The 26,097-nt window shown below is 55.6% G+C and carries 22 protein-coding genes; 9 read left to right on the top strand and 13 right to left on the bottom strand.

Annotated elements, in window-relative coordinates; translation table 11 throughout:
- Nucleotides 1-12: 12 nt before the first annotated feature.
- Entirely contained in the window at nucleotides 13-2,718 is a 2,706-nt protein-coding gene (gene secA / locus IM299_RS11120) for a preprotein translocase subunit SecA (RefSeq protein WP_047367326.1), read from the top strand.
- Nucleotides 2,719-2,775: 57 nt separating this feature from the next.
- On the top strand, nucleotides 2,776-3,168 hold the full coding sequence (mutT, locus tag IM299_RS11115; protein ID WP_047363465.1) for an 8-oxo-dGTP diphosphatase MutT: 393 nt from the start codon (nucleotides 2,776-2,778) through the stop codon (nucleotides 3,166-3,168).
- A 34-nt stretch (nucleotides 3,169-3,202) separates the two neighbouring features.
- Here the strand turns inward: mutT and yacG are convergent, their stop codons facing one another.
- From yacG to coaE, 3 genes are read right to left on the bottom strand one after another with little or no spacing between them, the layout of a single operon-like run.
- Complete coding sequence (gene yacG, locus IM299_RS11110) at nucleotides 3,203-3,397, bottom strand: DNA gyrase inhibitor YacG (RefSeq protein ID WP_028015516.1); 195 nt, start codon at nucleotides 3,395-3,397, stop codon at nucleotides 3,203-3,205.
- Nucleotides 3,398-3,406: 9 nt separating this feature from the next.
- Entirely contained in the window at nucleotides 3,407-4,150 is a 744-nt protein-coding gene (gene zapD / locus IM299_RS11105; protein WP_193357490.1) for a cell division protein ZapD, read from the bottom strand.
- A complete protein-coding gene (gene coaE / locus IM299_RS11100) occupies nucleotides 4,150-4,770 on the bottom strand; it encodes a dephospho-CoA kinase (protein ID WP_028015518.1) in 621 nt (206 codons plus the stop codon). The genes zapD and coaE overlap by 1 nt, the downstream gene beginning before the upstream one ends.
- A gap of 228 nt (nucleotides 4,771-4,998) precedes the next feature.
- Here coaE and IM299_RS11095 point away from each other — a divergent pair, with 228 nt between their 5' ends.
- Nucleotides 4,999-6,042 (top strand): GMP reductase, encoded by a 1,044-nt coding sequence (locus IM299_RS11095; protein WP_193357489.1) that lies wholly within the window; start codon nucleotides 4,999-5,001, stop codon nucleotides 6,040-6,042.
- A gap of 41 nt (nucleotides 6,043-6,083) precedes the next feature.
- Here the strand turns inward: IM299_RS11095 and hofC are convergent, their stop codons facing one another.
- The 4 genes from hofC to nadC all read right to left on the bottom strand — a co-directional run bounded on the left by hofC (nucleotide 6,084) and on the right by nadC (nucleotide 10,156).
- Nucleotides 6,084-7,268: a protein transport protein HofC gene (gene hofC, locus IM299_RS11090; protein WP_041911240.1), complete on the bottom strand. Its 1,185-nt coding sequence runs from the start codon at nucleotides 7,266-7,268 to the stop codon at nucleotides 6,084-6,086.
- Nucleotides 7,258-8,640: a type II secretion system protein GspE gene (gspE, locus tag IM299_RS11085; protein WP_041911239.1), complete on the bottom strand. Its 1,383-nt coding sequence runs from the start codon at nucleotides 8,638-8,640 to the stop codon at nucleotides 7,258-7,260. Before gspE ends, hofC begins: the two co-directional genes overlap by 11 nt.
- A 10-nt stretch (nucleotides 8,641-8,650) precedes the next feature.
- The gene (gene ppdD, locus IM299_RS11080; RefSeq protein ID WP_045259464.1) at nucleotides 8,651-9,088 is read right to left on the bottom strand and encodes a prepilin peptidase-dependent pilin; all 438 of its coding nucleotides are present in this window, start codon (nucleotides 9,086-9,088) and stop codon (nucleotides 8,651-8,653) included.
- A 174-nt stretch (nucleotides 9,089-9,262) separates the two neighbouring features.
- Nucleotides 9,263-10,156 (bottom strand): carboxylating nicotinate-nucleotide diphosphorylase, encoded by an 894-nt coding sequence (gene nadC, locus IM299_RS11075; protein WP_045259465.1) that lies wholly within the window; start codon nucleotides 10,154-10,156, stop codon nucleotides 9,263-9,265.
- Nucleotides 10,157-10,243: 87 nt separating this feature from the next.
- Between nadC and ampD the strand changes: the two genes are divergently transcribed.
- Both ampD and ampE read left to right on the top strand, forming a co-directional pair.
- Entirely contained in the window at nucleotides 10,244-10,795 is a 552-nt protein-coding gene (gene ampD, locus IM299_RS11070; RefSeq protein WP_193357488.1) for a 1,6-anhydro-N-acetylmuramyl-L-alanine amidase AmpD, read from the top strand.
- A gap of 9 nt (nucleotides 10,796-10,804) precedes the next feature.
- On the top strand, nucleotides 10,805-11,659 hold the full coding sequence (ampE, locus tag IM299_RS11065) for a beta-lactamase regulator AmpE (protein WP_041911235.1): 855 nt from the start codon (nucleotides 10,805-10,807) through the stop codon (nucleotides 11,657-11,659).
- Nucleotides 11,660-11,677: 18 nt separating this feature from the next.
- Here the strand turns inward: ampE and IM299_RS11060 are convergent, their stop codons facing one another.
- The 4 genes from IM299_RS11060 to IM299_RS11045 form a co-directional block, all read right to left on the bottom strand.
- Nucleotides 11,678-12,628, bottom strand: coding sequence for a family 43 glycosylhydrolase (locus tag IM299_RS11060; RefSeq protein ID WP_041911234.1), 951 nt, complete (start codon nucleotides 12,626-12,628; stop codon nucleotides 11,678-11,680).
- 10 nt (nucleotides 12,629-12,638) lie between these two features.
- Complete coding sequence (locus IM299_RS11055) at nucleotides 12,639-14,036, bottom strand: glycoside-pentoside-hexuronide (GPH):cation symporter (RefSeq protein WP_045259469.1); 1,398 nt, start codon at nucleotides 14,034-14,036, stop codon at nucleotides 12,639-12,641.
- A 164-nt stretch (nucleotides 14,037-14,200) separates the two neighbouring features.
- Complete coding sequence (aroP, locus tag IM299_RS11050) at nucleotides 14,201-15,571, bottom strand: aromatic amino acid transporter AroP (protein ID WP_028015528.1); 1,371 nt, start codon at nucleotides 15,569-15,571, stop codon at nucleotides 14,201-14,203.
- 46 nt (nucleotides 15,572-15,617) lie between these two features.
- Nucleotides 15,618-15,845, bottom strand: a complete 228-nt coding sequence (locus IM299_RS11045; protein WP_071993741.1) for a hypothetical protein — start codon at nucleotides 15,843-15,845, stop codon at nucleotides 15,618-15,620.
- 263 nt (nucleotides 15,846-16,108) lie between these two features.
- On the opposite strand from IM299_RS11045, the gene pdhR reads away from it, so the two are divergent.
- The 4 genes from pdhR to lpdA all read left to right on the top strand — a co-directional run bounded on the left by pdhR (nucleotide 16,109) and on the right by lpdA (nucleotide 23,170).
- Nucleotides 16,109-16,873 carry a pyruvate dehydrogenase complex transcriptional repressor PdhR gene (gene pdhR / locus IM299_RS11040; protein ID WP_006173806.1) on the top strand — a complete coding sequence of 255 codons (765 nt, stop codon included), beginning with the start codon at nucleotides 16,109-16,111 and terminating at the stop codon, nucleotides 16,871-16,873.
- 123 nt (nucleotides 16,874-16,996) lie between these two features.
- Nucleotides 16,997-19,660 carry a pyruvate dehydrogenase (acetyl-transferring), homodimeric type gene (gene aceE, locus IM299_RS11035; RefSeq protein ID WP_193357487.1) on the top strand — a complete coding sequence of 888 codons (2,664 nt, stop codon included), beginning with the start codon at nucleotides 16,997-16,999 and terminating at the stop codon, nucleotides 19,658-19,660.
- A gap of 14 nt (nucleotides 19,661-19,674) precedes the next feature.
- Complete coding sequence (gene aceF / locus IM299_RS11030) at nucleotides 19,675-21,570, top strand: pyruvate dehydrogenase complex dihydrolipoyllysine-residue acetyltransferase (RefSeq protein WP_193357486.1); 1,896 nt, start codon at nucleotides 19,675-19,677, stop codon at nucleotides 21,568-21,570.
- Nucleotides 21,571-21,745: 175 nt separating this feature from the next.
- On the top strand, nucleotides 21,746-23,170 hold the full coding sequence (gene lpdA / locus IM299_RS11025; RefSeq protein WP_023332094.1) for a dihydrolipoyl dehydrogenase: 1,425 nt from the start codon (nucleotides 21,746-21,748) through the stop codon (nucleotides 23,168-23,170).
- A 52-nt stretch (nucleotides 23,171-23,222) separates the two neighbouring features.
- Here lpdA and IM299_RS11020 read toward each other — a convergent pair whose 3' ends face one another.
- Nucleotides 23,223-24,014, bottom strand: a complete 792-nt coding sequence (locus IM299_RS11020; RefSeq protein WP_193357485.1) for a DUF2950 family protein — start codon at nucleotides 24,012-24,014, stop codon at nucleotides 23,223-23,225.
- 10 nt (nucleotides 24,015-24,024) lie between these two features.
- The gene (locus IM299_RS11015; protein WP_193357484.1) at nucleotides 24,025-25,572 is read right to left on the bottom strand and encodes a DUF3300 domain-containing protein; all 1,548 of its coding nucleotides are present in this window, start codon (nucleotides 25,570-25,572) and stop codon (nucleotides 24,025-24,027) included.
- Nucleotides 25,573-26,097 lie beyond the last annotated feature (525 nt).

Genomic DNA, 26,097 nt, shown 5'->3' with positions numbered 1-26,097 from the left:
TGAGAATTTATTATGCTAATCAAATTATTAACCAAAGTTTTTGGTAGTCGTAACGATCGTACCCTGCGCCGTATGCGCAAAGCTGTTGCCGTCATCAACGGTATGGAACCGGCGATGGAGAAGCTCTCTGATGATGAGCTGAAAGCGAAAACGGCGGAATTCCGTGCGCGTCTGGAAAAAGGTGAAACCTTAGAAAGCCTGATCCCGGAAGCTTTCGCCGTTGTGCGTGAAGCGAGTAAACGTGTGTTCGGCATGCGTCACTTCGACGTTCAATTGCTGGGCGGTATGGTGCTTAACGAACGCTGCATCGCGGAAATGCGTACCGGTGAAGGTAAAACCCTGACCGCAACGCTGCCGGCTTACCTGAATGCACTTACCGGTAAAGGCGTTCACGTCGTTACCGTCAACGACTATCTGGCCCAGCGTGATGCCGAAAACAACCGTCCGCTGTTCGAATTCCTCGGCATGACCGTCGGCATCAACATGTCCGGACTGCCGGCACCCGCCAAGCGCGAAGCCTACAACGCGGACATCACCTACGGCACCAACAACGAATACGGCTTCGACTACCTGCGCGACAACATGGCGTTCAGCCCGGAAGAGCGCGTCCAGCGTAAGCTGCACTATGCGCTGGTGGATGAGGTTGACTCCATTCTGATCGATGAAGCGCGTACCCCGCTGATCATCTCCGGCCCGGCCGAAGACAGCTCTGACATGTACCGTAAAGTCGACAAAATCATTCCACACCTGCTGCGTCAGGAGAAAGAAGACTCCGATACCTTCCAGGGGGAAGGTCACTTCTCCGTGGATGAAAAAGCGCGCCAGGTGAACCTGACCGAACGCGGTCTGGTGAAAATCGAAGAGCTGCTGGTGGCTGAAGGCATTATGGAAGAGGGCGAGTCCCTGTATTCCCCGAGCAACATCATGCTGATGCACCACGTGACCGCCGCGCTGCGCGCCCACGCGCTGTTCACCCGCGACGTTGACTACATCGTGAAAGACGGCGAAGTCATCATTGTCGATGAACACACCGGCCGTACCATGCAGGGTCGTCGCTGGTCTGATGGTCTGCATCAGGCCGTTGAAGCGAAAGAAGGCGTGGATATCCAGAACGAAAACCAGACGCTGGCATCCATCACCTTCCAGAACTACTTCCGTCTGTATGAGAAGCTGGCGGGGATGACCGGTACCGCAGATACCGAAGCGTTTGAATTCAGCTCCATCTACAAGCTGGATACCGTGGTGGTGCCAACCAACCGTCCGATGATCCGTAAGGATATGCCGGACCTGGTGTACATGACCGAAGCGGAAAAAATTCAGGCGATCATCGAAGATATTCGCGACCGTACTGCCAATGGTCAGCCGGTTCTGGTGGGGACCATCTCCATCGAGAAATCCGAGGTGGTTTCCAATGAGCTGACCAAAGCAGGCATCAAGCACAACGTTCTGAACGCCAAGTTCCACGCTAAAGAAGCGGACATTGTTGCTCAGGCGGGCTATCCGGGAGCCGTGACCATCGCCACCAACATGGCGGGTCGTGGTACCGATATTATGCTCGGCGGTAGCTGGCAGGCTGAAGTCGCTGAGCTGGAAAACCCAACGCCAGAGCAGATCGAGCAGATCAAAGCCGACTGGCAGGTGCGTCACGACGCGGTGCTGGCATCCGGTGGTCTGCACATCATCGGTACCGAGCGTCACGAATCTCGTCGTATCGACAACCAGCTGCGTGGCCGTGCGGGCCGTCAGGGTGATGCCGGTTCTTCCCGCTTCTACCTCTCTATGGAAGATGCGCTGATGCGTATTTTCGCCTCCGACCGCGTGTCCGGCATGATGCGTAAGCTGGGCATGAAGCCTGGTGAAGCCATTGAGCACCCATGGGTGACTAAAGCGATCGCTAACGCCCAGCGTAAAGTGGAAAGCCGCAACTTCGATATTCGTAAGCAGCTGCTGGAATATGATGACGTGGCCAACGATCAGCGTCGCGCGATCTACACCCAGCGTAACGAACTGCTGGACGTGTCCGACGTGAGCGAAACCATCAACAGCATCCGCGAAGATGTGTTCAAAGCCACCATCGACGCGCATATTCCACCGCAGTCTCTGGAAGAGATGTGGGACGTTGAAGGCCTGCAGGAACGTCTGAAAAACGACTTCGATCTCGATCTGCCAATTAAAGAGTGGCTGGACAAAGAGCCTGAGCTGCATGAAGAGACCCTGCGCGAACGTATCTTTGAAACCGCGCTGGAGGTTTATAAGCGTAAGGAAGAAGTGGTTGGCGCTGAGATGATGCGTCACTTCGAGAAAGGGGTGATGCTGCAAACGCTGGACTCCCTGTGGAAAGAGCACCTGGCGGCGATGGACTACCTGCGTCAGGGTATCCACCTGCGCGGCTATGCGCAGAAAGATCCGAAGCAGGAGTACAAGCGTGAATCCTTCTCCATGTTTGCCTCTATGCTGGAGTCACTGAAGTACGAAGTGATCAGCACCCTGAGCAAGGTTCAGGTGCGCATGCCGGAAGAAGTGGAAGCGATGGAGCAGCAGCGCCGTGAAGAAGCTGAGCGTCTGGCGCAGATGCAGCAGCTGAGCCACCAGACTGACGAAAGCGAAGCCGCAGCAGCGATCGCCGCGCAGACCGGCGATCGTAAAGTCGGTCGTAACGATCCGTGTCCGTGTGGTTCCGGTAAAAAATACAAGGCGTGCCACGGCCGCCTGAGCTAAGAACATAACTAACTGAAAAGGCGCAGATATCTGCGCCTTTTTTATGGAAGTGACGCTATGAAAATACTGCAAATTGCCGTCGGGATTATTCGCAACCCGCAAAACCAAATCTTCATCACCCAGCGCGCTGCTGACGCCCATATGGCGAACAAGTGGGAGTTTCCTGGCGGGAAAATCGAATCAGGAGAAACGCCGGAAGAGGCGCTGGTGCGTGAGCTTCAGGAAGAGGTGGGGATTATCCCGCTTGGCGCCACGCTGTTCGATAAGCTGGAGTATCAGTTTCCCGACAGGCACATCACGCTGTGGTTCTGGCTGGTGGAAAGCTGGGAAGGTGAGCCCTGGGGAAAAGAGGGACAGCCGGGTAACTGGGTGGAACTCCAGGTCAGTGATGCCGACAAATTCCCGCCAGCCAATGAGCCTGTGATCCGCCGCTTAGCGACAAACATGTAGGCCTGCCGAACGAATCGCCAGCAGGCTTTGAACGTTACTGCTGGCTTTCGCTCCAGTCATCGCTATCCGAGAGGTCGCCTTCGCTCGGAATTCGTTTCTCTTCCGCCGCCCATTCGCCCAGATCAATGAGCTGACAGCGCTTGCAGCAGAACGGGCGAAACGGACTCACTTCTCCCCAGACGACAGTTTTCCCACAGGTTGGGCAGTTTACGGTGGTGACGTCAGACATTGGCACTCCTTAACAACAGGCCAGTTCAAAATCGAGGCGTTCCGGCACGGTGCCATTTTCACTGTCCAGCGGCATAAAGCGGATCGCGAAACGGCTTTTATGCCCGGAAATTTGCGGATAAAGCTGCTCGCCAAGAGACAAATTTAGACGCAGAAGATCGGCGTCGTCGCCGTTGTCCTGATAAAAACCGTTGAGACTGGTTTGCTTGCGGAACGGGGCAGAGTTACGCACAAGCTCGAGGATCAGCGATAGCGTCTGATTCATCGGCTCCAGGCTACCCAGCCAGCTGTTTACCTGGCGATCGCGCTGTTCCTGCGGCATATGCAGCCACATATGCAGCGTTGGCAGATCAAAGCTACAGCAACCGCCCGGTATGCTCAGGCGCTGGCGCACCAGCGCTATCAAACGGTCTTCTCGTAAATATTGCCCAACGCGCGGCGCGGCCATCAGCGTCGTGCTGCTATTTTTCAACTGCTGGCGTAAGGCGTCAATTCGACTTTGATCCACGCCCGGTACTTCGGCCCAGGCCTGTAATTTACGCTGCTGGCGCTCCAGCTCTTTCAACAGCTCCGTGCGGACATCGCCACGTTCAATCACATCCAGCAGATCGCCTACGTTGCGAAAGAAGTGCAACGCCGTGGCATGATCGTTAACAGGCAGATGTTGTGAAAGCTGTTGGATGAGAAATTCAATGCGCAGCCAGGTACGCATTTTTTCATTAAGCGGGTGCTCAAAAAGGATGTGAGTCGACATTATGGTTTTTCCTGTGCAACGGCCTGCGCGGCGAAGGTTAGATACTGCTCGTGCAGGCGGGCAACATCCGATGCAATGGCATCTGGTGCGCCGTTATTATCAATAACATCATCCGCAACGGCAAGGCGCTGAGCGCGAGTGGCCTGAGCGGCAAGAATTTGTTCAGCATGTTCACGCGAGACGTGGTCGCGCGTCATGGTTCGCTGGATTTGCGTCTCGGGTGTGACATCAATCACCAATACCCGATTGGCTTTTTTATGCAGCTGATTTTCTACCAGGAGCGGAACCACCCACAGGACATAGGGCGAGCGGGCTGCGGCTATCTGACGCTGAGTTTCCTGGTGGATAATGGGGTGGAGCAGGGCATTAAGCCAGGCTTTTTCCGCAGAATCGGAAAAAATATATTCGCGAAGCTGACGGCGGTTCAGTGTGCCATCGGCATTGATGATTGCTTGACCGAAATGGTCGGCGATGGCCTTTAGCGCGGGTGTATTGGGCTCTACCACCTGACGGGCAATAATATCAGCATCAATAATCGCGATGCCGAGACGAGAAAACGCGTCCGCAACGGTACTTTTGCCACTACCGATGCCGCCGGTTACTGCGACGATATACCCCATTAAATCAAATCCTGGGAATTATTCATTATGGAAATCAGTTGCTTAAAAAACAAACGTGCGACAGTAATTGTTTGATTCTCTTTACCGGCTTTTTACCAGGTAAATTTATAGGATTGTAGCGTAAAAAAAGAGAATTTCGCAGTCTTGCGGAGCAGGTATTAGTGCGTATGATAGCGTCACTGGAGTTGTGCTTTTAACATATTTGCCTCTAACCCCAGGAATCCGCACATGCGTATCGAAGAAGATCTGAAGTTAGGTTTCAAAGACGTTCTTATCCGCCCTAAACGCTCTACACTGAAAAGTCGCTCAGACGTTGAACTCGAACGTCAATTCACCTTTAAACACTCCGGTCAGACGTGGTCTGGCGTGCCAATCATTGCTGCCAACATGGATACAGTCGGTACCTTTGAGATGGCAACGGCGCTGGCTCAGTTCGATATTCTTTCTGCAGTCCACAAGCACTACACTCCTGAAGAGTGGAATGCGTTTGTTGCGTCCGCCTCTGCTGACGTGGTGAAGCACGTGATGGTTTCCACCGGTACTTCCGATGCCGATTTCGAGAAAACCAAACAGATCCTGAATGCCAACCCGGCGCTTAGCTTCGTTTGTATTGATGTGGCGAACGGTTACTCCGAGCACTTCGTGCAGTTCGTCAGCAAGGCGCGCGAAGCCTGGCCGACCAAAACCATCATCGCGGGTAACGTGGTGACCGGTGAAATGTGTGAAGAGCTGATCCTTTCCGGTGCCGACATCGTGAAAGTGGGCATTGGCCCGGGCTCCGTATGCACCACGCGCGTGAAGACCGGAGTTGGTTATCCGCAGCTTTCCGCGGTCATTGAATGTGCCGACGCGGCGCACGGTCTGGGCGGCCAGATCATCAGCGACGGCGGTTGCACCATGCCGGGCGATGTCGCAAAGGCCTTTGGCGGCGGCGCGGACTTCGTGATGCTCGGCGGTATGCTGGCAGGCCACGAAGAGAGCGGCGGCACCGTGGTGGAAGAGAACGGCGAGAAATTCATGCTGTTTTACGGTATGAGTTCTGAATCCGCGATGACCCGTCACGTCGGTGGCGTGGCAAAATACCGTGCGGCAGAAGGCAAAACCGTGAAGCTGCCTCTGCGCGGCCCGGTTGAAAACACCGCGCGCGACATCCTGGGCGGCCTGCGCTCAGCCTGTACCTACGTGGGTGCATCCCGCCTGAAAGAGCTGACGAAACGCACAACGTTTATTCGCGTTCAGGAGCAGGAAAACCGCGTTTTCAATAGCCTGTAATGGCTTTCGCTGGCGCATGCTTGTGCGCCAGCGCTACTGCACTACCCCGCGCTCATCGCATCACCCAGATGGAAAATCGGCAGATACATTGCCACCACCAGCGTGCCGATGATAACCCCCGTAACAACCAGGAGCAGTGGCTCCAGAAGCGCCGCCAGGTTGTCTGCCCGTTGAAAGGTCTGTTCCGTGTGATGGCGAGCAAGGTTTGCCAGCATGACGTCCAGCGAACCTGACATCTCACCGGTTCGTAAAAGCTGAATACAGAGCGGGGTAAACATTGCCGCCTTCTGAAAAGATGACCAGACGGGGAGACCTTTTTCAATGTTCTCGCGTATGCTGCGGAGTATTCCCTGCCAGTACCGGCTTTCAACAGTCTCTTCTGCACTTTCAAGCCCCTGTAAGAATGCAATGCCCGCCTGCTGCGTGAGCGACAGCACGGTGAAGATCTGCCCCAGTTTTTGCCCTTTCGCCAGCGCGCCCATTACGGGAAAACTCAGCAGAATACGCTGCCAGCGAGGATGGTGTCGCAGAGGCCAGGCTGCGGTTACGGGAACAAGCAGCATCGCGAACAGCGCAAGGGCATATGACTGCATAAACGCGGCTATCCCCATAACAATTCGCGTCAGCGCCGGAAGCGGGGTATTAAAGGTTTTGTAGATCGCGGCAAATTCGGGCAAAACCAGGGTGACCATTGCCAGCACGACGAGCACGGCCAGCGTCAGGACGATCGCCGGGTAGCGCAGCGCTTTTTTCACCTTCGCGCTGAGCTGCTGCTGCGCTTTTTGCTGCTCTGCAAGCTCTCGGCAGCACGCTTCAAGCTTCCCCGTTAGCTCTCCGGTTTTCACCATTGAGATATGCAGTGGGCTAAAGACCGCTGGCCACCGTTTGAGCGCCTCAGAAAAAGGACAGCCTTCACTGAGTTCATCGGCAACGTTTTGCAGTAGCCCCCGCCACGGTTCTACTGGATGTTGGTCTGCCAGCATTTGCAGACTATGCGCGAGCGTCAGCCCGGCCTGCAGGAGCGTTGCGAGCTGACGAAACATCTCGTAGCAGTGATGTGGACGCCAGCGGTGCCTTTGAGCGCATCGGGTCAGGGCCAGAGGATGGAGGTCGTTACGCATCAGCCTGGTGAAGGCTGCGTTGCGGTCGGTGGCCCAGAGAACCCCGTTTCGGGGTTCTCCTTCAGCGGAGATTGCTCGCCAGCGCCAGAGTTGATTAGCAGCCATCGGGCATACCCAGAACACGCACTAACTCTTCAAGCGTGGTCATCCCTTGTTCAACGGCCATGCAGCCGTGTTCAAACAGCGAGATGAGTCCAGCCTGTCGGGCGCTGGCTTCAATCACCTCGGTGCCTGCCCCGCTGGCAATAGCCTGGCGCAGGGGATTATCGATCGCAAGTACTTCAAAAATAGCCACTCGCCCGTAAAAACCATGATAACAACGATCGCAGCCTGCAGGCTGCCAGCGAGGAAGTTGCCGCGGCCAAATCGAGCGCGGCAGGTCCGTATGCTCCCCTGTTTTCTGTCGGCAGTGCGGGCAAAGGCGCCGAACCAGCCGCTGGGCAATTACCATCGAGAGCGCGGAAGAGATCATCCAGCGCGCCACGCCCATCTGCTCCAGACGAATGAGGGTTTCCGTCGTCGAGTTGGTGTGCAGCGTCGACAATACAAGATGCCCGGTCTGCGCGGCTTTAATGGCAATTTCTGCCGTTTCACCATCGCGAATTTCCCCGACCATAATGATGTCTGGATCCTGACGGAGCAGCGCTCTCAGTACGTTCTGGAATGTTAAGCCCGCGCGGGGATTAACCTGCGTCTGATTTAACCCCGCAAGCGGGATCTCGATGGGATCCTCCACGCTGCAGATGTTGACGTCAGGGGTGTTACGCGCCTGCAGCGCGCTGTAGAGCGTTACGGTTTTGCCGCTGCCCGTCGGGCCGGTGACCAGAATTAGCCCCTGAGGCTGGTGGAGTACCTCATTAAAACAGGCCAGCTGTTTAGCGCTCATGCCAAGCGCGTTCGGTTCCAGCGCCTGCTGAACCTGATGTAGCAAACGCAGCACAATTTTCTCACCGCCGTTGCAGGGAAGCGTGGCGATACGAAACGAGACCGGCTCGTTTGTCAGCTCAATCGTAAACTGACCGTCCTGAGGTAAGCGCCGTTCCGCAATATCCAGATTACCCAGCACTTTTAACCGGGCGCTGAGCATCGTCGCCAGCGCGGCGGAAAGGGGAGGCTGCGGATAAAGTACCCCGTCGATACGTAAGCGGATCTGGCACGCGTGCTCCATTGGTTCGATATGGATGTCAGACGCGCGCTGGTTTACTGCCTGCTGCAGCGTATGGTTGAGGATGTCCACCGCGGAGTGGGGTTGCGAAACGACGGGCAGATGCGATTGCGCGGTTAACTGCCGGTGCTTTTCCATGCGTTCAGCGCTCCAGCATTCGATATCAATCCGCTTCTGGGTCGCGAAGCGCAGGGCCTCCATCAGTTCAGGCGCGGGGGTTCCCACGACGGCGATGCTAATCATGTCGCTGTCGCTGGTGAGCAGCAGGGCATGGTGGCGAAGACAAAGCGCCACGAGTTGATCGGTGTTCATTATCCGCTCCTTAGTTAGTGTCGAAGCGGAAGACGTCTTCGCAGGCCTGCTTAAGCGCGCTGTCAGCACTGATATTGCAGTCACGCGTCCAGCCCGTCATACCGTTGCCGTTGCTCCACTGCGGCGTCATGGTTACCGTCAGCCCGTTCAGGCTCTCCTGGCCTGTTAAGGTCACGATCCCTTTCGCCACGCTCATTCCTGAAACGTAACGCGTCGTGGCAGGAGAGGGAATACCGTTACTGCCGGCATCGCAGCTTTCCACGCCGCCGCGATCGAGCGCGCAAAGCTCAATGGCAGTGCGATAGGGAACGAAAGTTTGCAGCATATCGGTGAGAGCTGCTTTACGCAGGTAGTTCTGATAGGCGGGAACGCCGATGGCGCTCAGAATCGCAATAATGCCAATGACCACCATCAGCTCAATGAGTGTGAATCCTTGTTGTCTGTCCATATCTGCTCCTTATGCAAAGTGGCGCTAGTTTGTCAGCGGGACAGGGCAGAAACGAGGGGCAAAAAAGAGAACGAGAAAGGAGCTTCAGAGAATTCATTCCGTGTTGCAGAGAAGGACAATGGATTTGCGAGCGAGGCTGAAATCCCCCTCTCCGGGCAGAGAGGGGAGCGTGCGTTATTTGAAGCGCATTGAGAGATCGAGGGCGCGAACGTGCTTGGTCAGCGCGCCAACGGAGATGTAATCCACGCCGGTTTCGGCGAACTCACGGATCGTCTCGAAAGTGACGTTTCCGGAGACTTCAAGCTGGGCCCGGCCGTTGGTCAGTTTCACCGCCTCGCGCATCTGCTCCGTCTCGAAGTTATCGAGCATGATGATATCGGCCCCGGCCTTAATCGCCTGCTCCAGCTCTTCCAGGCTTTCAACTTCCACCTCAACCGGCACATCCGGATGCAGCCAGAAGGCCTTTTCCACCGCCTGACGCACGGAGCCAGAAGCAATAATGTGGTTCTCTTTAATCAGGAAAGCATCGGATAAGCCCAGACGATGGTTTGCGCCGCCGCCGCAGAGCACCGCGTACTTCAGCGCAGTGCGCAGGCCCGGCAGCGTTTTGCGGGTATCAAGCAGCTGGGTACGGGTGCCGGCCAGCAGGTCAACGTAGCGGCGCACTTCACTGGCGACGCCAGAGAGCGTTTGGACAAAATTGAGCGCGGTACGCTCGCCGGTCAGTAATACGCGGGAAGGACCGTCCAGCTCGAACAGCGGCTGATTGGCGGTCACTGCATCACCATCATCAACGTGCCATGTCACCTGTACATCGTCACCCGCCAGCTGAGTAAAGACCTCTTCAACCCAACGCTTGCCGCAGAAAACGCCCTCCTCACGGGTGATAATGACCGCGTGCGAGCGTGTCTCTTTTGGCAACAATTGTGCGGTAATATCTTTATCGGCGTTAACGTCACCCCCCAGGTCTTCTTTCAACGCATGGGCGACGCTTGCCGGAATATCCATATTAATACGTTCCAGAAGCGCTTCACGTCGGTGGTCGGGGTTGTAGCGGCGAGGCGGCATGATAAAACTCCAAATTGGTAACGAATCATAATATTGAAACATGCTACTCTGAACCGAGTCATTGCACCATACAGAAGGAGTTCCAGCATGTTGTTAGAAAACGGATGGCTGGTGGATGCGCGGCATGTGCCCTCGCCGCACCACGACTGCCGCCCGGAGGATGAAAAGCCCACACTGCTGGTGGTTCATAATATTAGCCTCCCGCCGGGTGAGTTTGGCGGCCCGTGGATCGATGCGTTATTCACGGGAACGATAGATCCCAATGCTCATCCCTTCTTCGCTGAGATTGCGCATCTGCGCGTGTCGGCTCACTGCCTGATTCGGCGTGATGGTGAGGTGGTTCAGTATGTTCCTTTTGATAAGCGCGCCTGGCATGCCGGGGTATCGATGTATCACGGGCGCGAACGGTGCAACGATTTCTCGATTGGGATTGAGCTGGAAGGCACGGATACTACCCCCTACACCGATGCCCAGTATCAGCAGCTGGTTGCTATTACCCACACGCTTATCGGACTCTACCCGGCAATCACCGACAATATTACCGGGCACAGCGATATCGCTCCGGCGAGAAAAACCGATCCCGGCCCGGCATTTGACTGGCCGCGGTTTCGCGCCATGCTTGCCGCGTCGTCAGAATAAGGAGATACCATGACGTTGTTTACCATGCTGCTGGTTATCATCGCTGAACGCCTGTTCAAGCTCGGCGAGCACTGGCAACTGGATCACCGGCTGGAGGTGTTATTCCGCCGCATCAAGCACTTTTCCATGCTGCGCACGCTGCTGATGATGGCGGGCGTCATGCTGATTACCTTCCTGCTGCTGCGCTCGCTGTACGGACTCTTTTTCAACGTGCCGCTGCTGGTGGTGTGGATCCTGCTCGGCGTGCTGTGCATTGGTGCGGGCAAGGTGCGTTTGCACTATCACGCCTACCTGAAAGCCGCCTCCCGTGACGATGCCCACGCGCGCGGCGCGATGGCGAGCGAGCTGACGATGATCCACGGCGTGCCGCCGGACTGCGACGAGCGCGAGTTCCTGCGCGAGCTGCAAAACGCGCTGCTGTGGATTAACTTCCGCTACTACCTTGCTCCGCTGTTCTGGTTTGTGGTGGGCGGCCCGTGGGGGCCGGTACTGCTGATGGGCTATTCGTTCCTGCGCGCCTGGCAGACCTGGCTTGCCCGTTATCTGACGCCGCATGAGCGTTTGCTGTCCGGCATTGATGCCATCCTGCACGTGCTCGACTGGCTCCCGGTGCGTCTGGTGGGCGTGGTGTACGCCTTAATTGGCCACGGTGAAAAAGCGCTGCCCGCATGGTTCGCTTCTCTTGGGGACCGCCATACGTCCCAGTACCAGGTGTTGACGCGCCTGGCGCAGTTCTCGCTGGCGCGCGAACCGCATACCGACAAGATCGAAACGCCAAAAGCCGCCGTCTCCATGGCGAAGAAAACCTCGTTTGTGGTGGTGGTGATTGTGGCGCTGCTGACGATTTACGGCACGCTGGTGTAACCCAGCGCGCCGCAGACGCTATAACGTATCCGCAGGCGGGATGCCGAAATCAGGCATCCCGTTTTCGTCCCAGCGGACAAGCTTCAGGCGAGTATGACGGTTCGGATCGTAAAGCGGATCGCCTTCAATTTCGGTGTAATTTCTTGCGTGGTACACCAATACATCTTCCCCTTCCGGCGTTTGCGTAAAGCTGTTGTGGCCAGGCCCGTACTGGCGGTTCTCGTAGCTGGTGACGAAAACCGGGCGAGGGGATTTGTGCCAGTTTGCCGGGTTTTGCGGATCGGCGTTCAGGTCTATCCACAGTAACCCCATGCAGTAGTTCTCATCGGTGGCGCTGGCGGAGTAGCTGATAAACAGCTTATCGCTGTGAACCAGCACCGCCGGACCTTCGTTGACCCAGAAACCACGGCATTCCCAGTCGTATTCTGGTTTGCTGAGCATCACCGGCTCGCCTTTCAGCGTCCACGGGTTCTCCATTTCACACAGATAGAGGTTAGAGTTGCCGGAAATATCCGGGGCTTTTTGCGCCCACAGGTACCAGCGTTTGCCCTGATGAACAAAGGTGGTGGCGTCCAGGGCGAAGGTGTCGAACGGGGTGTTGATTTGCCCTTTCTCGATCCAGGTACCGCTGAGCGGATCGCGGTCCGCACACTCAATCGCAAACATGCGGTGCTGGAACATCCCGAGTGCGTCGAGCGCCTGGGTGTGCGTCGCGGCAAAATAGATGTACCACTTTCCATCAATGTGGTGCAGTTCCGGTGCCCAAATCAGCTGGCTCATCGGGCCGGTCTCGGGTTTGCGCCAGACCACTACCTCTTCAGCGCCTCGTAGTCCTTCCAGCGAGTCCGCGCGGCGGATCGCCAGCCTGTCGTACTGCGGCACGGAGGCAATAAAATAGTACTGTCCCTCATGGCGTAAAATGTACGGGTCGGCGCGTTGTTCGATAAACGGGTTTGGCCAGTTATGCATGCGGCTTTCCTTATTTAGTCTCAGCGGCTTTGAGTTCCTGATAGTCGTTCAGTTCGCGGTAGTTGGTGCGACGCTTTTCCAGATCGGCCTGGATCTGCTTCATGGTTTCGCGGTCCACCTTCAGCAGACGTACCACCCCAGCGGTAATTAAGTATCCAATGCCCGGAATGACGGTAAAGAGCAGCACGATCCCGTTGATGGCGTCCGCGCTTTGCGCTTTTGCGCCCGCGTCATAACCGTACCAGGAGAGCAGGAAGCCGACCATCGCCCCGGCAATCGCCAGGCCCAGTTTCAGGAAGAAGATGTTACCCGAGAAGCTGATCCCGGTGATGCGCTTCCCGGTTTTCCATTCGCCGTAGTCGTCCACGTCGGCCATCAGCGACCAGTGCAGCGGAGACGGGATCTGGTGCAGGATGTTAAGCAGGAAATAGAGCACCACGATGGTAACGGTGGCTTTCGGGTCGAAGAAATAGAAGGCGCAGGAGAATGCCGCCAGCACGATATTGGTCCAGAAGAAGACCTTCAGCTTACACCAGCGGTCGGTCAGCACTTTCGCCAGCACGCTGCCAAGCATCATGCCGACAACGCCCAGGCTGATAAACAGCGTGGCGAAGTGTGTGCTCTGGCCCATCACCCAGGTGACGTAATACATGGTCGCCGCCATGCGGATAAAGCCCGGGCAGACGTTGCACAGCGTCAGCAGCAGAATGCGCACCCACTGATCGTTTTTCCACACGTCTTTCAGGTCGTTTTTCAGCTCGTCGTTGGTCTGCACTGCCGGACGCACGCGCTCGCGCACGGTGGCGAAGCAGAACAGGAACATACAGGTACCAATCAGCGCCAGGACGGTCATTGCCATCTGGTAGCCTTTGGCTTTGTTATCCCCGCCAAACCAGTCGGCCATCGGCAGCAGCGTTAAGGAGAGCAGCAGCGTGGCGATGCCGACCAGCACGAAGCGATACGACTGGCAGGCCACGCGCTCTTTTGGATCGTTGGTGATCACTCCACCTAACGAGCAGTAAGGGATGTTGATGGCCGTATAGGTTAACGAGAGCAGGAAGTAGGTGACAAACGCATAGATAACTTTGCTGTTATAGCTCCACTCCGGGGTGGTGAACATCAGAATGCTGAACAGCGCGTAGGGGAACGCAATCCACAGCAGCCATGGACGAAACCGGCCATATTTACTGCGGGTACGGTCGGCAATCGCCCCCATGATCGGGTCCGTTACGGCGTCAATCACGCGGACGGACAGCAGCAGCACGCCGACCAGCGCAGGCGCCAGACCAAAAATATCCGTATAGAAATAGTTAACAAACAGCATGATGGCGCCGAAGATGATGTTGCATCCCGCGTCGCCCATCCCATAGCCGATCTTTTCTTTTACTGACAGTTTGTTGTTATCCATCGACAGCTCTCCGGTTTACGGTATGGGGAGAATTATTCGCTGGCAAAGGAATATATGCGTTGCAGTATCAGGGCGGTGATATGGATAAATGTGCTGTTGGCGTGAAAGTGTGAAGGAGGTAACAACGCGCGGCACCCGCAAAAGCAGGTGCCGCGGCGAGAGGTTTAGTGCGCCTTCATGGCATTACGGCTTTTCTGGCTGAAGAGATAGCCAACGCCAAGGATCGCAATCCAGACCGGGATCAGGTAGACGGAAATCGCCATGCCCGGCGTGATCAGCATGATCACCAGCACGGCCGCCATAAACAGCAGGCAAATCCAGTTACCCAGCGGATAGAGCAGGGCAGGGAAGCGCGTGGTGACGCCCTGCTGCTGTTTCGCGCGGCGGAACTTCATGTGCGCCAGGCTGATCATCGCCCAGTTGATAACCAGAGCGGAGACTACCAGCGCCATCAGCAGGCCAAACGCCGATTCCGGTGCCATGTAGTTAATCAGCACGCACAGCGCGGTCACGATGGCTGAAACAATGATGGTATTCACCGGCACGCCGCGTTTATCCACGTTGAGCAGCATCTTCGGCGCGTTGCCCTGCTGGGCCAGGCCGAACAGCATACGGCTGTTGCAGTATACGCAGCTGTTGTAAACGGAGAGCGCTGCGGTCAGCACCACGATGTTCAGGGCGTTGGCGACAAAGGTATCGCCCAGCTCGTGGAAGATGAGAACAAACGGGCTGGTGTCAGCGGTCACGCGCGTCCACGGCAGCAGGGAGAGCAGCACGGCCAGTGAGCCCACATAGAAGATCAGAATACGGTAGATAACCTGATTTGTGGCTTTCGGGATGCTTTGCTCCGGGTTATCGGCTTCGGCGGCGGTAATACCCACCAGCTCCAGGCCGCCGAAGGAGAACATAATGATTGCCATCATCATCACCAGACCGGTCATGCCGTGAGGCAGGAAGCCGCCCTGTTCCCAGAGGTTACGCACGGTAGCCTGCGGGCCGCCGTTGCCGCTGAACAGCAGCCAGCCACCGAAGATGATCATCGCCACAACGGCAATGACTTTGATAATGGCAAACCAGAACTCCATCTCGCCGAATACTTTTACGTTGGTCAGGTTAATGGCGTTGATAATCACGAAGAAGGCTGCAGCAGACGCCCAGGTGGGGATCTCCGGATACCAGAACTGAATGTACTTCCCGACGGCGGTCAGCTCGGCCATAGCAACCAGAACGTACAGCACCCAGTAGTTCCAGCCGGAGGCGAAGCCCGCAAAGCTGCCCCAGTATTTATAGGCAAAGTGGCTGAACGAGCCTGCGACCGGCTCTTCAACGACCATTTCGCCAAGCTGGCGCATGATCAGAAAAGCAATGAAACCCGCAATCGCGTAACCCAAAATAATACCCGGACCGGCTGACTGGATAACGGATGCGCTGCCCAGAAACAGGCCGGTACCAATCGCACCGCCCAGTGCGATGAGCTGTATATGGCGGTTTTTAAGTCCGCGCTTTAGCTGATCGCCGTGCTGTTGAGCTTCCATTTGAAACCTCGTGTGTGGTTGTTATGTTCACGCTGTGCGTGTGTAATTATGAAAGTCCATATTCTGTATTTATTTCTTTACGGTTAAACAAACCGAAAAAAGCGGAGATGACTTCCGTACGCGCCAGAATAGTGGTAAGCGCCTGCGAATGCACCTGCTTTATGAAGGGATGCTGACGACTTGAATAAAAAGAAAGCATTTGTAAATCGGCCCGCTTATTCTTCCTAACCCAACCTATAGAATAGAAATGCTTCTTAAGTGGGCGAATTTTCATTATTTGCCATGTTGAATCGCTTCAGATTGCAAAACCCCTCGTTTCATTATGGTTAAAACTCCCTCTTTGGGAGTAATCAACTCATTTGTGCAAAGTTACATTTCTGAAACGTTATTTCTGTAAGGTTGTTAAAATGTGCAGGGTTTACTGATTTCAATCAAAACCAATATGGACAGAAGGTGAATACTTTGTTACTTTAGCGATACGAACTAGAAATTGGTAAGACCAATTGACTCCGGGCAAAAAGGCGTAAGACAGGGAATATGGCCTACAGCAAAATTCGCCAACCAAAACTATCTGATGTGATTGAGCAGCAGCTGGAGTTTTTAATCCTCGAAGGGACTCTGCGCCCGGGTGAGAAACTTCCGCCAGAACGCGAGCTGGCAAAACAGTTCGACGTTTCACGTCCCTCTCTGCGTGAGGCGATTCAACGCCTCGAAGCAAAGGGCTTGCTGCTTCGTCGCCAGGGCGGCGGAACCTTTGTGCAAAACAGCCTGTGGCAGAGCTTCAGCGATCCGCTGGTAGAACTTCTCTCTGACCACCCAGAATCCCAGTTTGACCTGCTTGAGACCCGTCACGCGCTTGAAGGTATTGCGGCCTATTACGCCGCCCTTCGCAGCACTGATGAAGATCGCGTGCGTATCCGCGAACTGCATCAGGCCATTGAACGGGCACAGCAGTCCGGCGATTTAGACGCCGAGTCCAGCGCCGTTGTCCAGTATCAAATCGCCGTCACCGAAGCGGCACACAACGTGGTGCTCCTCCATCTGCTACGCTGCATGGAGCCGATGCTGGCCCAGAACGTTCGTCAGAATTTTGAATTGTTGTATGCCCGTCGGGAGATGCTCCCGCTGGTAAGCAACCATCGCACCCGAGTATTCGAGGCGATAATGGCCGGGGAGCCGGAGCAGGCGCGCGAAGCGTCGCACCGTCACCTGGCTTTCATTGAGGAAATCTTGCTGGACCGCAGCCGTGAACAATCGCGTCGCGAACGTTCATTACGCCGCATACAGCAACGAAAGGATTAAGCGCCAGGTACTTTTAGAGCGCGGCAACTAAACGCAGAACCTGTCTTATTGTGTTCTTGCCCAAGAGCACAATGGGACAGGTTCCAGACAAATCAACGTATTAGATAGATAAGGAATACCCCCATGTCAGAACGTCTCCAAAATGACGTGGATCCGATCGAAACTCGCGACTGGCTACAGGCGATCGAATCGGTCATCCGTGAAGAAGGTGTTGAGCGCGCTCAGTATCTGATTGATCAGCTGCTTTCTGAAGCCCGCAAAGGCGGCGTGAAGGTTGCTTCAGGTGCAGGGGCTAGCAACTACGTAAACACGATTGCCGTAGAAGACGAACCGGAATACCCGGGCAATCTGGATCTGGAACGTCGTATCCGTTCTGCAATCCGCTGGAACGCCATCATGACCGTTCTGCGCGCATCCAAGAAAGACCTGGAACTGGGTGGCCACATGGCGTCCTTCCAGTCTTCTGCGACCATTTACGAAGTGTGCTTCAACCACTTCTTCCGTGCAGCGAACGAGAAAGACGGCGGCGATCTGGTGTACTTCCAGGGCCACATCTCTCCGGGCATCTATGCACGTGCATTCCTGGAAGGTCGTCTGACTGAAGAGCAGATGAACAACTTCCGTCAGGAAGTTCACGGTAAAGGTCTGTCTTCTTATCCACACCCTAAACTGATGCCTGAATTCTGGCAGTTCCCGACCGTATCTATGGGTCTGGGCCCAATCGGTGCGATCTACCAGGCTAAATTCCTGAAGTATCTGGAACACCGTGGTCTGAAAGATACCTCTGAGCAGACCGTTTACGCCTTCCTGGGCGACGGCGAAATGGATGAGCCAGAATCTAAAGGTGCGATCACCATCGCAACCCGTGAGAAGCTGGACAACCTGTGCTTCATCATCAACTGTAACCTGCAGCGTCTGGATGGTCCGGTAACTGGTAACGGCAAGATCATCAACGAACTGGAAGGCATCTTCGCAGGTGCTGGCTGGAACGTGATCAAAGTCATGTGGGGTTCCCGTTGGGACGAACTGCTGCGTAAAGACACCAGCGGTAAACTGATCCAGCTGATGAACGAAACCGTTGACGGCGACTACCAGACCTTCAAATCCAAAGACGGTGCCTACGTGCGTGAGCACTTCTTCGGCAAATATCCAGAAACCGCAGCGCTGGTTGCCGACTGGACTGATGAGCAGATCTGGGCCCTGAACCGCGGTGGTCACGATCCGAAGAAAATCTACGCTGCACTGAAAAAAGCGCGTGAAACCAAAGGTAAAGCGACTGTAATCCTGGCCCACACCATCAAAGGTTACGGCATGGGTGATACCGCAGAAGGTAAAAACATCGCTCACCAGGTTAAGAAAATGAACATGGACGGCGTGCGCTATATCCGCGACCGTTTCAACGTTCCAGTGACCGATGAGCAGGTAGAAAAACTGTCTTACATCACCTTCCCGGAAGGCTCTGAAGAGCACAAGTACCTGCACGAACGTCGTCAGGCGCTGAAAGGCTACCTGCCAGCTCGTCAGCCTAACTTCACCGAGAAGCTGGAACTGCCAGCGCTGGAAGACTTCTCTCAGCTGCTGGAAGAGCAGAACAAAGAGATCTCTACCACTATCGCTTTCGTTCGTGCCCTGAACGTGATGCTGAAGAACAAGTCGATCAAAGATCGCCTGGTGCCAATCATCGCCGACGAAGCGCGTACTTTCGGTATGGAAGGTCTGTTCCGTCAGATCGGTATCTACAGCCCGAACGGCCAGCAGTACACCCCGCAGGACCGTGAGCAGGTTGCATACTACAAAGAAGACGAGAAAGGTCAGATCCTGCAGGAAGGTATCAACGAGCTGGGCGCAGGCGCATCCTGGCTGGCTGCTGCGACTTCATACAGCACCAACAACCTGCCGATGATTCCGTTCTACATTTACTACTCCATGTTCGGGTTCCAGCGTATCGGTGACCTGTGCTGGCAGGCAGGCGACCAGCAGGCTCGCGGCTTCCTGATCGGTGGTACTTCTGGTCGTACGACTCTGAACGGTGAAGGTCTGCAGCACGAAGATGGCCACAGCCACATTCAGTCTCTGACTATTCCTAACTGTATCTCTTACGACCCGTCTTACGCGTACGAAGTTGCTGTCATCATGCATGACGGTCTGCAGCGCATGTACGGTGAAGCGCAAGAGAACATTTACTACTACATCACCACCCTGAACGAAAACTACCACATGCCGGCAATGCCAGCAGGTGCCGAGGAAGGTATCCGTAAAGGTATCTACAAACTCGAAACCATTGAAGGTAGCAAAGGTAAAGTTCAGCTGCTGGGCTCCGGTTCTATCCTGCGTCACGTGCGTGAAGCAGCGCAGATCCTGGCGAAAGACTACGGCGTGGGTTCCGACGTGTACTCTGTGACTTCCTTCACCGAACTGGCGCGTGATGGCCAGGATTGTGAGCGCTGGAACATGCTGCACCCAATGGAAACCCCACGCGTTCCGTACATCGCTCAGGTGATGAACGACGCGCCAGCGGTGGCGTCCACTGACTATATGAAACTGTTCGCTGAGCAGGTTCGTACTTACGTTCCAGCTGATGATTATCGCGTTCTGGGTACTGACGGCTTCGGTCGTTCTGACAGCCGCGAAAACCTGCGTCACCACTTCGAAGTTGATGCTTCTTACGTGGTTGTAGCAGCACTGGGCGAACTGGCTAAACGTGGCGAAATCGATAAGAAAGTGGTTGCGGACGCAATTACCAAATTCAACATCGATGCAGAAAAAGTTAACCCGCGTCTGGCGTAAGAGGTAAAAGAATAATGGCTATCGAAATCAATGTACCGGACATCGGGGCTGATGAAGTTGAAATCACCGAGATCCTGGTCAAAGTGGGCGACAAAGTTGAAGCTGAACAGTCGCTGATCACCGTAGAAGGCGATAAAGCCTCTATGGAAGTCCCGTCTCCTCAGGCTGGCATCGTTAAAGAGATCAAAGTCTCTGTTGGCGATAAAACCGAGACTGGCAAACTGATCATGATTTTCGATTCCGCCGACGGTGCAGCAGCTGCTGCACCTGCGCAGGAAGAGAAGAAAGAAGCTCCGGCAACTGCTGCTCCAGCAGCTGCCGCAGCAGCGAAAGAAGTGAACGTGCCTGACATCGGCGGTGACGAAGTTGAAGTCACTGAAATCCTGGTGAAAGTGGGCGATACCGTTGCGGCCGAGCAGTCACTGATCACCGTAGAAGGCGACAAAGCCTCTATGGAAGTGCCGGCTCCGTTCGCCGGTACCGTAAAAGAGATCAAGATCAACACCGGCGACAAAGTGTCTACCGGGTCGCTTATCATGATCTTCGAAGTGGCGGGTGCTGCACCTGCTGCCGCGCCTGCACAGGCCGCTGCTCCGGCTCCGGCCGCTGCACCAGCCGCTGCTGGCGGTGCGAAAGACGTTAACGTACCGGACATCGGCGGTGACGAAGTTGAAGTCACCGAAGTGATGGTAAAAGTGGGCGACAAAGTTGCCGCTGAACAGTCACTGATCACCGTTGAAGGCGACAAGGCTTCTATGGAAGTCCCTGCGCCATTCGCGGGTACCGTTAAAGAGATCAAAATCAGCACTGGCGACAAAGTGTCTACCGGCTCTCTGATCATGGTCTTCGAAGTGGAAGGCGCTGCGCCTGCCGCAGCTCCGGCTGCCGCGGCTGCTCCAGCACCGGCTGCTGCACCGGCTCAGGCTGCTAAACCAGCCGCTGCCCCTGCTGCAAAAGCAGAAAAATCAGAGTTCGCTGAAAACGACGCTTACGTCCACGCGACTCCGCTGATTCGTCGCCTGGCGCGCGAATTCGGCGTGAACCTGGCGAAAGTGAAAGGGACCGGCCGTAAGGGTCGTATCCTGCGCGAAGACGTTCAGGCTTACGTGAAAGACGCGGTGAAACGCGCCGAAGCTGCACCTGCGGCAGCCGCTGGCGGCGGTATCCCGGGCATGCTGCCATGGCCGAAAGTGGACTTCAGCAAGTTCGGCGAAATTGAAGAAGTGGAACTGGGCCGCATCCAGAAAATCTCTGGTGCTAACCTGAGCCGTAACTGGGTAATGATCCCGCACGTTACGCACTTCGACAAAACCGATATCACCGATCTGGAAGCGTTCCGTAAACAGCAGAACGCCGAAGCTGAGAAGCGTAAACTGGACGTGAAATTCACCCCAGTGGTCTTCATCATGAAAGCGGTTGCTGCGGCTCTGGAGCAGATGCCACGCTTCAACAGCTCCCTGTCCGAAGACGGTCAGAAGCTGACGCTGAAGAAATACATCAACATCGGTGTTGCGGTTGATACGCCAAATGGTCTGGTTGTTCCGGTCTTCAAAGACGTGAACAAGAAGAGCATCACTGAGCTGTCCCGTGAACTGACCACCATCTCCAAAAAAGCGCGTGATGGTAAGCTGACTGCCGGCGAAATGCAGGGCGGCTGCTTCACTATCTCCAGCATCGGCGGCCTGGGTACCACCCACTTCGCACCGATTGTTAACGCGCCGGAAGTGGCTATCCTCGGTGTGTCCAAGTCCGCGATGGAGCCGGTGTGGAATGGCAAAGAGTTCGTGCCGCGTCTGATGATGCCAATCTCTCTGTCCTTCGACCACCGCGTGATCGACGGGGCTGATGGTGCGCGTTTCATCACCATCATCAACAACATGCTGAGCGACATTCGCCGCCTGGTGATGTAATCGAAAAGCCGGCCAGTCGGCCGGCTTTTTTCTGATAATCTCATGGTGTTTATGAGGTTATTGGCGAAAGCGACAATTCGTGAGCCGTTTGTTGTTTCAAAATTGTTAACAATTTTGTAAACTGCGGGCGGATAGAACGACCCGGTGGACGACGGGTATAAACTAAGAGGTCATGATGAGCACAGAAATCAAAACTCAGGTCGTAGTACTTGGGGCAGGCCCGGCAGGTTACTCCGCAGCATTTCGTGCAGCGGATTTAGGTCTGGAAACCGTCATCGTAGAGCGTTACAGCACCCTCGGCGGTGTTTGTCTGAACGTCGGCTGTATCCCTTCTAAAGCGCTGCTGCACGTAGCGAAAGTTATCGAAGAAGCCAAAGCGCTGGCTGAACACGGTATCGTCTTCGGCGAGCCAAAAACCGATATCGACAAAATTCGTACCTGGAAAGAGAAAGTTATCACTCAGCTGACCGGCGGTCTGGCGGGTATGGCGAAAGGCCGTAAGGTCAAAGTGGTAAACGGTCTGGGTAAATTCACCGGTGCGAACACCCTGGAAGTGGAAGGCGAAAACGGCAAAACCGTTATCAACTTCGACAACGCGATCATCGCGGCAGGCTCTCGCCCAATCGAACTGCCATTCATTCCACATGAAGATCCACGCGTGTGGGATTCCACTGATGCCCTGGAGCTGAAAACCGTTCCTAAGCGTCTGCTGGTTATGGGCGGCGGTATCATCGGTCTGGAAATGGGTACCGTGTACCATGCGCTGGGTTCAGACATTGACGTGGTTGAAATGTTCGACCAGGTTATCCCGGCTGCTGACAAAGACATCGTTAAAGTCTTCACCAAGCGCATCAGCAAGAAATTCAACCTGATGCTGGAAACCAAAGTGACTGCCGTTGAAGCGAAAGAAGACGGTATTTACGTTTCCATGGAAGGCAAAAAAGCCCCATCCGAACCACAGCGTTACGACGCCGTGCTGGTGGCTATCGGCCGTGTGCCGAACGGTAAAAACCTCGACGCGGGCAAAGCTGGCGTGGAAGTGGACGACCGTGGCTTCATCCGCGTTGACAAACAGCTGCGTACCAACGTGCCGCACATCTTTGCTATCGGCGACATCGTCGGTCAGCCAATGCTGGCGCACAAAGGCGTTCACGAAGGTCACGTTGCCGCTGAAGTTATCGCCGGCATGAAGCACTACTTCGATCCGAAAGTGATCCCGTCTATCGCGTACACCGAGCCAGAAGTTGCATGGGTCGGTCTGACCGAGAAAGAAGCGAAAGAGAAAGGCATCAGCTACGAAACCGCCACCTTCCCGTGGGCTGCTTCTGGCCGTGCTATCGCGTCCGACTGCGCAGACGGTATGACCAAACTGATCTTCGACAAAGAGACTCACCGCGTTATCGGTGGTGCGATTGTCGGTACCAACGGCGGTGAGCTGCTGGGTGAAATCGGTCTGGCTATCGAAATGGGCTGTGATGCGGAAGACATCGCGCTGACCATCCACGCGCACCCGACGCTGCACGAGTCCGTGGGCCTGGCGGCAGAAGTGTTTGAAGGTAGCATTACGGACCTGCCAAACGCGAAAGCGAAGAAGAAATAAGTTTCTTCAGATAAAAAAAGCGGCCTGAGGCCGCTTTTTTTATGCGCGGCGTTCAGGGGGCTACAGGCTGCCAGGTGTTATCAGGTGCGTATGAGGCCAGCGCTCGGGCCTTCTGCTCCGAATCGCTGCCAAGATCGGACTGGTACACCTTGTCGTCCTGGTTTATCACAAAGCTCATGACGCCTGTCTGACCATAGCTGACAGGCCACGCCACCATCGCGAAACCGTTATTATCTGGCAGGATGCGGAAGCGATAGCCATGGTAACCCGCGCCTGGCTCTTTAGGGCTAAATGCCGGACCAAGCGGGCTTGGCGCTTCGCCGGGCGAGACGGGCCAGTACAGACCGTCCTTTTTCCCCTCAGAACTGACAATCTTCTGCGCGTATTTCTGGTTCATCGCGAAATAGCTCTGCTGAGCGGCCACGTAAGCATGCAGGGCTTCGATGGCGGCAAGTTCGTTGCGCCCAATTTCGCGGGTCAGGATCTCCTCGGCGCCTTCTTTGATGTCAAACTGCCAGCCGGAGGCGGTTTTGATCACCGGAATGGGAAGTTGCCAGCCGCTGTCTCCGACAACCAGATGCGCTTTATCGCCTTCGACAATGGTGTTATGACGGACTTTCCAGTCGCGCAGAAAGCGATCGACTGCGTCAGGATCAACGCCTTCAGGGGGCAGGAAGTCGCGCCAGTTCTCACCGAGCAGGTTGCTCATCGCGCTTTCGTTTTGCTCGCGGATGGCGCTTTCCAGCGCATTGGTAGCCTGTTCTGGTGAGCTGAAGGATTGCTGCGCCATGACGGTCGCCGAGACCATGAACAACACCATTCCACTGAGTAATTTACGTTTCATGTCGGCTCCCTTAGCGATGACGGAATTCACGGTGTTCAGCACGTCCAGCCGCTGCCGGGCGTAGCTGCTGCTGACGAGAGGCGAGGTGTCTGCTTTGCGCCCCACGCTGCTGCTGCGCCTGCCAGTTGGCGGAACGGCTGTCGTTGCCGCTCAGTGCATTGGCCCGGAGCTGACTGTTTCGCTGCTGGAAGGGACGTTGCTGAGAGGGCTGAACCCGTTTCTCTTGTCTCTGCGCGGTGGTCTGGCGGTTTTCTCGCTGCTGCGTGGTGGCCCGCTTCGCCGTCTGCGGTTTGGTGTCATAGCCACGGTAGTTATTGCGCTGAGAAATCTGTTTCAGCTGTTCACTTGAGGCCTGTCGCTGCGCCGCTTTCGTGCCCGGGCGAGCAGTCTGTGGGAAGGTTTTACCTGTCGATTTCTCCATCTGGCTCAGTGCCGCCTGACGCTGGCTATCGCGATTAACCGGTTGTTGCGTTGCACTAAGCCCCGTGGCCGTGTTGGTGGAGTGGAAACGCGTGTTGAGCTGGTTTGTCGGGTAGGGGACACCTTCCCGATAGGCCGGGTTGTGCTGCCAGGTACGGTTGGCGTCCGTCAGACGTTGTCCGCTGATTTTATTGAAGTTCTCAACGTTAATATTGATGTTGTTATCACCGTTGCGGTTGTAGCCGCCGTGATTATCCCAGTCACCGTCATGATGATGGTCCCAGTCATCGTCATCATCCCAGTCGATATTGCTGAAGATGGCATAAGTTGTGGCGACACCGAGGCTGAAACCTAAGCCGTTGACGAAGCTGTTGCCAAACTGCTCTCCGGGTGACGGCGGGAGATAGGTTGGCGGATAGGCGGTATTAGGCCAGGTCCCGTAAACCGTATTGGGATTATAGGTGGGGACGTAAACCACCTGCGGGTCGGCAGATTCAATTTTGATCACCGTCGGGGCCGGTGCGGACGTGGTGGTTGACGTTGACTCGGTGGTGCTGGTTTTTGCCGGTGCGGGTTTCGTTACCGTGGTGACCGTCTGCTGAGGCGTAGATTGCAAGGCGCCGGTCTTCTGCGCCAGCGCGCGCAACCGTTGCACCGAATCCATCACATCTTTCGGCTGGGCGAGAAACGCATCGCCCAGATTTTGTACCCACGGCGGATTCTCTCCCATCAGCGACATAAGCTGAGGAAACGCGACCAGGGATTTTACGCTGGGATCCCAGGGCTGGCTGGCAACGGCCTGAATCGCGGCGTCCCCTTCCATTTTGGGGTTGTCTTTGGACCACTGCGCCGCTTGAATCACGTTGGCCGGGTAGGTCGAGGCCATCAGGATCTGTGACAGCAGCGCGTCCGGGTAGAGCGCGATGGGGGCAACCCACTGATCGATTTGCGCGGCAGTGTAGGTTGGCGCGACGACAGGGGCCGGCTGGGCTGCGGTAGGCGCTGACGGTGGTTGCGCGACGGGGGCTGGCGCAACGGGTTCTGTTGCACGACTTTTGACAAACATGACGCCTGAGGCGGCAAACAGCCCGGCACTGCACAGAAGGACAAGCAGATGTGGCTTAAAGGGCAACTTCATAAAATGACTCCAACGAGACAGGCGCTGTGCCGTGAGGCGTTACGGTTGGCGTGAGTATTATTCACCCGTCTTTTACTGTTTTGACTTTTATTGGGAAGCGTCCGGTACGTCCGGATAAAGAGTGTGAGTATTTATTACACAATTATATGCGATGCGGGAAAAGGCGCCGGGAATTCAGAAGGCCGCTCTTACGAGCGGCCAGCAGCTAGTTGCCGAGGTTGACGACAAACAGCACCGTGATGTCGGATATGTTCCAGCCACCGTGCAGCGCGGTAAGCAGTAAACCAATTGCAACGATCAGCGCAGTGATTCGCATCTCCATTGCGTGCGTTCCTGTACAGGCTACGCGGGTTCCTTCTTCACCGGAAAAGGCAGAACCAGGCAAATGAGTACATTGCCGCGTAGGTTACGGAACTGCTTCCGGGCCCGGTGACTGGTTGCTACACCAGCGAAGCAGGCCGGGGGCAACAGTATTACAGCCGAAATGGACTGAAAAGAGGTGAAATGCAGTTTCATCCTTTTACA

The organism is Enterobacter cloacae complex sp. P47BA (assembly GCF_014930485.1).
GTDB classification, from domain to species: Bacteria; Pseudomonadota; Gammaproteobacteria; order Enterobacterales; family Enterobacteriaceae; genus Enterobacter; species Enterobacter bugandensis.
Note: the sequence above shows the minus strand (reverse complement) of the source record. Positions and strands in the feature narration are given on the sequence as shown.

Coding starts and splice junctions, on each gene's coding strand:
- secA (WP_047367326.1), top strand. CDS start 13: ATGCTAATCAAATTATTAACCAAAGTTTTTGGTAGTCGTAACGATCGT.
- mutT (WP_047363465.1), top strand. CDS start 2,776: ATGAAAATACTGCAAATTGCCGTCGGGATTATTCGCAACCCGCAAAAC.
- yacG (WP_028015516.1), bottom strand. CDS start 3,397: ATGTCTGACGTCACCACCGTAAACTGCCCAACCTGTGGGAAAACTGTC.
- zapD (WP_193357490.1), bottom strand. CDS start 4,150: ATGTCGACTCACATCCTTTTTGAGCACCCGCTTAATGAAAAAATGCGT.
- coaE (WP_028015518.1), bottom strand. CDS start 4,770: ATGGGGTATATCGTCGCAGTAACCGGCGGCATCGGTAGTGGCAAAAGT.
- IM299_RS11095 (WP_193357489.1), top strand. CDS start 4,999: ATGCGTATCGAAGAAGATCTGAAGTTAGGTTTCAAAGACGTTCTTATC.
- hofC (WP_041911240.1), bottom strand. CDS start 7,268: ATGGCTGCTAATCAACTCTGGCGCTGGCGAGCAATCTCCGCTGAAGGA.
- gspE (WP_041911239.1), bottom strand. CDS start 8,640: ATGAACACCGATCAACTCGTGGCGCTTTGTCTTCGCCACCATGCCCTG.
- ppdD (WP_045259464.1), bottom strand. CDS start 9,088: ATGGACAGACAACAAGGATTCACACTCATTGAGCTGATGGTGGTCATT.
- nadC (WP_045259465.1), bottom strand. CDS start 10,156: ATGCCGCCTCGCCGCTACAACCCCGACCACCGACGTGAAGCGCTTCTG.
- ampD (WP_193357488.1), top strand. CDS start 10,244: ATGTTGTTAGAAAACGGATGGCTGGTGGATGCGCGGCATGTGCCCTCG.
- ampE (WP_041911235.1), top strand. CDS start 10,805: ATGACGTTGTTTACCATGCTGCTGGTTATCATCGCTGAACGCCTGTTC.
- IM299_RS11060 (WP_041911234.1), bottom strand. CDS start 12,628: ATGCATAACTGGCCAAACCCGTTTATCGAACAACGCGCCGACCCGTAC.
- IM299_RS11055 (WP_045259469.1), bottom strand. CDS start 14,036: ATGGATAACAACAAACTGTCAGTAAAAGAAAAGATCGGCTATGGGATG.
- aroP (WP_028015528.1), bottom strand. CDS start 15,571: ATGGAAGCTCAACAGCACGGCGATCAGCTAAAGCGCGGACTTAAAAAC.
- IM299_RS11045 (WP_071993741.1), bottom strand. CDS start 15,845: ATGAAAATTCGCCCACTTAAGAAGCATTTCTATTCTATAGGTTGGGTT.
- pdhR (WP_006173806.1), top strand. CDS start 16,109: ATGGCCTACAGCAAAATTCGCCAACCAAAACTATCTGATGTGATTGAG.
- aceE (WP_193357487.1), top strand. CDS start 16,997: ATGTCAGAACGTCTCCAAAATGACGTGGATCCGATCGAAACTCGCGAC.
- aceF (WP_193357486.1), top strand. CDS start 19,675: ATGGCTATCGAAATCAATGTACCGGACATCGGGGCTGATGAAGTTGAA.
- lpdA (WP_023332094.1), top strand. CDS start 21,746: ATGAGCACAGAAATCAAAACTCAGGTCGTAGTACTTGGGGCAGGCCCG.
- IM299_RS11020 (WP_193357485.1), bottom strand. CDS start 24,014: ATGAAACGTAAATTACTCAGTGGAATGGTGTTGTTCATGGTCTCGGCG.
- IM299_RS11015 (WP_193357484.1), bottom strand. CDS start 25,572: ATGAAGTTGCCCTTTAAGCCACATCTGCTTGTCCTTCTGTGCAGTGCC.